This window comes from Salipiger sp. HF18 (assembly GCF_011806505.1).
Classification (GTDB): domain Bacteria; phylum Pseudomonadota; class Alphaproteobacteria; order Rhodobacterales; family Rhodobacteraceae; genus Salipiger; species Salipiger thiooxidans.
The window spans coordinates 1-6,754 of sequence record NZ_JAATOS010000213.1 but is presented as its reverse complement, the minus strand read 5'-3'; the positions used below and the strand labels follow the sequence as shown (position 1 = coordinate 6,754).

The following is a 6,754-nucleotide window of genomic DNA, read 5'->3' as shown; positions in this document are numbered from 1 at the left end:
GCGCAAGCCGGTCTTCGGCTCCCTGCCGATGGTCTGGGCGATCATCGCGATCGGCGCGCTCGGCTTCGTCGTGTGGGCGCACCACATGTACACCGTGGGCATGTCGCTGTCCCAGCAGAGCTACTTCATGCTCGCGACCATGGTCATCGCCGTCCCGACCGGGGTGAAGATCTTCTCGTGGATCGCGACGATGTGGGGCGGCTCGATCGAGTTCAAGACGCCGATGCTCTTCGCCATCGGCTTCCTGATCCTGTTCACCATCGGCGGCGTGACCGGCATCGTGCTGAGCCAGGCCGGCGTGGACCGCGCCTATCACGACACCTACTACGTCGTGGCGCACTTCCACTACACGATGTCCATGGGGGCCGCGTTCACCATCTTCGCGGGCTGTTACTTCTACATGCCGAAGATGACCGGCAAGATGTATCCCGAGGCGCTCGGCAAGCTGCACTTCTGGATGTTCTTCATCGGCGTGAACCTGACCTTCTTCCCGCAGCACTTCCTGGGCCGTCAGGGCATGCCGCGCCGCTACATCGACTACCCGGAGGCCTTCGCCACCTGGAACACCCTGTCGAGCTGGGGCGCGCTGCTGTCCTTCGCCTCCTTCCTGCTGTTCTTCGGCATCGTGATCTACACCGTGCGCAAGGGTGCTCCGTGCACCGCGAAGAACCCCTGGAACGAGTACGCGGACACGCTAGAGTGGACCCTGCCCTCGCCGCCGCCGGAGCACACTTTCGAGCAACTCCCCAAGCGTGAGGACTGGGATAAGCAGCACGCGCACTGAGTGCGGGGCTGACCAGACCAGAGATCAAGGCCCCGGAGCGTTCCGGGGCCTTTTTCGTATCCGGCACCGGATCCCCTGCGCGCCCCGCACGTTCCGTTATCGCCCCTGCACTCCCCTCTACGACCCGCGCAGCGCCGCGGAATCGCTGACCATCAACGGAGCCCCGGATGCCCTATCGCTGGCAGACACCGGCCGCCGGCGAGCCCGGCACCGAGCTGCACCTCTGGCCGCACCAGTCGCTTTCGGCGCGGGGCTTCTCGATCTTCATCCTGAGCTTCTTCCTGCTCGCGCTGATTCCATTCTTCGGCCTCGTCGGCACCGTGCTGCTCTGGGCGCTCCTGCCCTTCATGCTGGCGGCGGTGGGCGGAATCTGGGTGGCGATCCGCTGGAACGCCCGCGACCGGCAGGTGCTCGAGATCCTGACGCTGAGCCCGGAGCGCACCCGGCTGGTGCGGCACAATCCGCGCGGACCGGACCAGTGCTGGGACAGCGACACATACTGGGTGAGCGTCGTTCTGCACGAGGCCGGGGGCCCCGTCCCCTACTACGTCACGCTCAAGGGCGCCGGACGCGAGGTTGAGATCGGCGCGTTTCTGAGCGAAGACGAGCGCAAGGCACTCTATGCCGAACTTCGCGACCAGGTCCGGCAACTGTCCCGCCCCTGACGCGGCCACAGGAGAGAGACATGGCGCAGGTCCCCGCGACGCCGAAATGGAAACGCGCCCTGCGTCTCGCCGCCGCCGCGGTGTCGCCCGCGCTGGCACGCGGCCTCGCGGCCGCCACCTCCGAGACCGCCGCGCTCGACCTGCGCGCCGCCACAGGCGGCCCGCGTCGCGCCGCGCAGGAGGTGATCTTCCTCGTCCCCCTCGTCGGCCCGCATCACGTCGGCGACTGGCAGGCGGTGACCGGGCGGCTGGCCCGGACCGTCGAGAGCCTCCAGCGTCAGAAGGGCGCTTGGCGCGCGGTGATCTGCTGTCAGGAGCGACCGCCCCTGCCCGACGATCCTCGGCTGATCTGGCTGCCCTTCACCGATCCCACGCCCGGCAACGACAAGTGGCGCAAGCTCGCGGCGCTCTGCGCCCCCCTCGCAGAGCTCGGACCCGGGCCCGCCTATGTCATGAGCTTCGACGCCGACGACCTGCTGCGCGACGGCACCGTGGCCGAGATGCTGGCACGGCAGGAGAGCGGCTATCTCGTCGAGTCCGGCTTCGTCATGGATCACGCCACTGGCGGCGTGGCGCTTGCCGGGCCGCGCAGCCTGACCATGCCGCTGCGCAAGCCGTTCTGGAAGCTCTGCGGCTCCTGCGCCGCGGTGTTCCACGACCCGGCGCTGCCGCAAAGCGCCGCCTTCCTGCGCGCGATGACCGCCCACGAGCACCGGATGTTCCCTTATCTCGCGCGGCTGGCCGGACGAAGACTGCGTCCGCTGGCACGGCCCTCGGTGCTCTACGTGCTGAACCATGGCGAGAATTTCGGCGCCCGCCGCGGACGTGTCGGGTTCAAGACCCGTTTCGTGCAGCGCTATGCCGTGACGGCGGAAGACTGGGCCCGGGTCGCGCCGGATTTCCCGACGGCCTGACCCGCAGGACCTCCGACCGGAGGGCCGGGCTCAGCCGGCGCTCGACAGGCGGTCCTTGACCTTGGCGCCCACCGCGCCGAAATCCATGCGGCCCTGGTAGCGCGACTTCAGCACGCCCATCACCCGGCCCATGTCGCGGATCGAGCTGGCGCCGACCTCGGCCACCGCGCCATCGAGCGCTGCCTCGATCTCGTTATCGCTGAGCGGCTTCGGCAGGAATTCCTCGATCACCTCGATCTCGGACAGTTCCGCCTCGGCAAGGTCGAGCCGGCCGCCCTCTTCGTAGGTCCGTGCGCTCTCGCGGCGCTGCTTCACCATCTTGGCAAGGATCGCCAGAAGCTCGGGATCGGCGACGCCGCCGTCGATGCCTTCGGCGCGCGCGGCGATGTCGCGATCCTTGAATGCGGCGTTGATCAGCCGGAGCGTCGACAGCCGACTTGTCGCCTTGTCCTTCATTGCCTGCTTCGTCGCAGACGTGATGCGTTCTCGCAATTCCATTGATAGCCATCCCCAGAGCCATTCAGAAACGCTAAGGTATCCAAAGGTACCGCCGGGCGCAACTCCGCCTGATCCGAGCCAAGGCATTGAAAATGCTAGTTTTCGCATTTCCCAGCAGGCCTTGACCCCAAACTGCGCAGACTTTAGGTATTGCGCGATTTGCCGCCTGCCTGCTGCCAGAGGAGTCGCGCCATGCCCGCAAGCCCCAAACCCACCGCCTGCCTCGCCCTAGCCGACGGCACGCTGTTCTATGGCCAGGGCTTCGGCGCCACCGGCCAGACCGAGGCGGAACTCTGCTTCAACACAGCCATGTCCGGCTATCAGGAAATCATGACCGACCCGTCCTACGCGGGCCAGATCGTGACCTTCACCTTCCCCCACATCGGCAACACCGGCGTGACCCCCGAGGATGACGAAACCGGCGATCCGGTCGCCGCGGGCATGGTCGTGAAGTGGATGCCGACGCAATCCTCGAACTGGCGCGCCGTGCAGGAGCTGTCCGAGTGGCTGGCCTCCCGCGGGCGGATCGCCATCGGGGGCATCGACACCCGCCGGCTGACGCGCGCGATCCGCCAGTCCGGCGCCCCGCACGTGGCGCTCGCCCACGATCCCGAGGGCAACTTCGACGTCGAGAAGCTGGTCGCCGCGGCCCGCGCCTTCCCCGGCCTGACCGGGCTCGACCTCGCCAAGGACGTGACCTGCGCCCAGTCCTATCGCTGGGACGAGATGCGGTGGGCCTGGCCCGAGGGCTATGCCCGGCAGGAAGCGCCCAAGAAGAAGGTCGTCGCCATCGACTACGGCGCCAAGCGCAACATCCTGCGCTGCCTCGCCTCGGCCGGCTGCGACGTGACCGTGCTGCCCGCGACGGCGACCAAGGAAGACATCCTGGCCCACTCGCCTGACGGCGTGTTTCTGTCGAACGGCCCGGGCGACCCTGCGGCCACCGGCGCCTACGCGGTGCCGATGATCAAGGGCATCCTCGACGACACCGACCTGCCGATCTTCGGGATCTGCCTCGGTCACCAGATGCTGGCGCTGGCGCTTGGCGGCAAGACCGTCAAGATGAACCACGGCCATCACGGCGCCAACCACCCGGTGAAGGAAATCGAGAGCGGCAAGGTCGAGATCACCTCGATGAACCACGGTTTCGCAGTCGACGCGCAGAGCCTCCCGGCCGGCGTGATCGAGACTCACGTCTCGCTCTTCGACGGGTCGAACTGCGGGATTCGCTTGGCCGACCGCCCGGTGTTCTCGGTCCAGCACCACCCTGAGGCGAGCCCCGGCCCACAGGACAGCTTCTACCTGTTCGAACGCTTCGTGAACGTGATGTAATCGCAGGTGAAGTCCGTTTCGCGGGCCTGAAATTAACGTCGAATTTACCAAATCAACCTGAATTGGACTCCTGTCAGAGCGCAGGAGTCAGTCATGTCGAGCCCAAGTCCGGTCTTTCGGACCTCCCGGATAGCCCAGGCGGAACTGCCGCGGGGCCGTCCGCTATGGGCGATCCTGCTCGCCAATGGCACCCTCATGCCGACCCAGGCGGTGCAGGCGCTGGCCGAGGCCGGGCGCAGCGGCGCCGCCCTTCCCCGGGTGCTCGTGGCCGAGGATCTGGCGACGCCCGAGCAGGTGCTGGAGGCGCAGGCGCTGCACTACGGCGCGATGATCCTTCGGCGCGAGGCGAACCCGCCCGATCCCGCGCTCTCCGATCTTCTGTCCCCCGAGACCTGCCTGCGCCACTCGGTGCTGCCGTGGCTGCGCATCGGCGAGACCATCGTACTGGCCACCGCACAGCCCGACCGTTTCCATTCGGCGCTCGACGCCCTGCCCGAGGGCTGCGGGGCCGTCGCTATGGCGCTCGCCACCGAGGCCGATATCCAGTCCGAGATCGCCGCCAGCCATGGCGAGGCGATGGCCCGCCGCGCCGAGACGCAGGTGCCCACCGACGAGAGCTGCCGCGACATGGACCGGATCACCCCGCTGCGGGCGGTGATCGGCGGCAGCTTCGCGCTTGCCTGTCTCGCGCTGCTTTTCCACGACGCGCGGCTGTTCTTCGCCCTCGCGACACTCGCCGCCGTGGTGACGCTGCTGCTGGCGCAACTGACCCGGCTCGCGGCCCTCGTGGCAGGTCGTCGCCCGCCGCCGCCGCGCGACGACCTGCCGCCACGTCTGCCGACAGTGTCGCTGCTGGTGCCGCTCTTTCGCGAAGAGCGCATTGCCCGTGATCTCGTGCAGCGGCTGTCGCGGCTCGACTACCCACGCGCGGCGCTGGATGTCCTGCTGGTGCTCGAGGCCCGCGACGAGACCACCCGCGCCACGCTCTCGCGCATGATCCTGCCGCCGTGGATGCGGGTGATCGAGGTGCCGGACGGCCCCATCACCACCAAGCCCCGCGCGCTCAACTACGCGCTGCGCTTCGCCCGCGGCGAGATCGTGGGCGTCTACGACGCCGAGGATTCGCCCGCCCCGGACCAGCTCCGCCGGGTCGCCGCCCGCTTCGGACGCGCACCGCCGCGCACCGCCTGCCTGCAAGGTATCCTCGATTTCTACAACCCACGCGCCAACTGGCTCTCGCGCTGCTTCACCATCGAATACGCCACCTGGTTCCGGGTGATGCTGCCCGGCCTGGCAAGGCTGGGCTTCGCAATTCCGCTGGGTGGCACCACCGTCTTCTTCCGCCGCGCCGTGCTCGAGGAGGTCGGCGGCTGGGACGCCCACAACGTCACCGAGGACGCCGATCTCGGCATCCGCCTCGCCCGCCACGGCTATGTCACCGAGCTCTTGCCCGTGGTCACCCGCGAGGAGGCCAACAACCGCGTCTGGCCCTGGGTCCGGCAGCGGTCGCGCTGGCTCAAGGGTTACATGATCACCTGGGCGGTGCACATGCGCGCGCCGCGGCGGCTCTGGCGCGAGCTTGGGGCCTGGCGCTTTCTGGGGGTGCAGCTGGTGCTGCTGACCGGCTGCCTGCAGTTCCTGCTCGCCCCGGCGCTCTGGTCGTACTGGCTGCTGCTCGCCGGCTGGACATCGCCGCTTGCCAGCTGGGGCGACCCCCACGTCACCCGCGCGTTGCTGCTGGGATTTCTCGTCGCCGAGGCGGTGTCGCTGCTGGTCTCCATCGCCGCCGTCTCGCGCTCGCCGCACAACGGGTTGCTGCTCTGGGTGCCGACGCTGTTCCTGTACTTCCCGCTCGGCACGCTCGCCGCCTACAAGGCCCTGTGGGAGCTCATCGCCCGCCCCTTCTACTGGGACAAGACGGCGCACGGCCACTCGGCTCCCGACCGGCCCGACGCCGACATCCCCGAGGACCTGCCCCGCTAGGCGCCGGGCAGTCGTCGGATAGCCGTCGGTCAGTCCACCTTGCGGCTGTCGAGCTTCAGACGGGTCACGAATGCCACCGAGATATGATCGCGCAGCGCCTTGTAGGCCGCGTCCTCATCACGCCGGGCAATGGCGTCGACGATGGCCTTGTGCTCGGCGAGCGCGATCTCGCCCCGGCCCTGCGCCGCCAGCGAAGTGGTCGCCATCAGCGCCATGGACCGGTGCACGAGGTCGAGCTGCTGCACGAGGAAGCGGTTGTGCGAGGCGAGATGGATCATCTTGTGAAACCGCCGGTTCGCCCGCGACAGCGCCGAAGGGTCATTCAGCAACGCCCGGTCCTCGGACACCATCTCGCGCAGCACGGTGATCTCTTCCTCGCTGGCATGGCGCGCCGCAAGCCGGGCGGCGAGCCCCTCGAGCTCGGTGCGCACCACGTAAAGCTCGGCCATCTGGTTGTGATCCAGCGACGCCACGATCAGCGACCGGCCGTCGCGGGTCAGCAGCGACTGGGTTTCGAGCCGCTGCAGCGCCTCGCGGATCGGCGTGCGCGAGACCCCGAACCGCTCGGCCAGCTCGCT

At 68.4% G+C, this 6,754-nt stretch carries 7 protein-coding genes; 5 read left to right on the top strand and 2 right to left on the bottom strand.

The features are described 5' to 3' along the window. From HC022_RS16205 to HC022_RS16195, 3 genes are all read left to right on the top strand, one after another. Window positions 1-784 (top strand): cbb3-type cytochrome c oxidase subunit I (locus HC022_RS16205; protein WP_175583612.1); only part of this gene is annotated, 784 nt, incomplete at its 5' end. A 167-nt stretch (window positions 785-951) separates the two neighbouring features. After that, window positions 952-1,449: a DUF2244 domain-containing protein gene (locus tag HC022_RS16200; RefSeq protein ID WP_089954333.1), complete on the top strand. Its 498-nt coding sequence runs from the start codon at window positions 952-954 to the stop codon at window positions 1,447-1,449. A gap of 20 nt (window positions 1,450-1,469) precedes the next feature. Beyond that, complete coding sequence (locus HC022_RS16195) at window positions 1,470-2,363, top strand: hypothetical protein (RefSeq protein WP_167453123.1); 894 nt, start codon at window positions 1,470-1,472, stop codon at window positions 2,361-2,363. Between the two features lie 30 nt (window positions 2,364-2,393). On the opposite strand, the gene HC022_RS16190 is transcribed toward HC022_RS16195, so the two are convergent. Next, window positions 2,394-2,861 carry a GatB/YqeY domain-containing protein gene (locus HC022_RS16190; protein ID WP_167453122.1) on the bottom strand — a complete coding sequence of 156 codons (468 nt, stop codon included), beginning with the start codon at window positions 2,859-2,861 and terminating at the stop codon, window positions 2,394-2,396. Window positions 2,862-3,053: 192 nt separating this feature from the next. Between HC022_RS16190 and carA the strand changes: the two genes are divergently transcribed. Both carA and HC022_RS16180 read left to right on the top strand, forming a co-directional pair. Further along, window positions 3,054-4,193, top strand: a complete 1,140-nt coding sequence (gene carA / locus HC022_RS16185) for a glutamine-hydrolyzing carbamoyl-phosphate synthase small subunit (RefSeq protein WP_167453121.1) — start codon at window positions 3,054-3,056, stop codon at window positions 4,191-4,193. A 195-nt stretch (window positions 4,194-4,388) separates the two neighbouring features. After that, window positions 4,389-6,176, top strand: coding sequence for a glycosyltransferase family 2 protein (locus HC022_RS16180; RefSeq protein ID WP_167453120.1), 1,788 nt, complete (start codon window positions 4,389-4,391; stop codon window positions 6,174-6,176). A gap of 29 nt (window positions 6,177-6,205) precedes the next feature. Here the strand turns inward: HC022_RS16180 and HC022_RS16175 are convergent. Further along, window positions 6,206-6,754: GntR family transcriptional regulator (locus HC022_RS16175; protein ID WP_167453119.1), on the bottom strand; the 549-nt coding region annotated here is incomplete at its 5' end.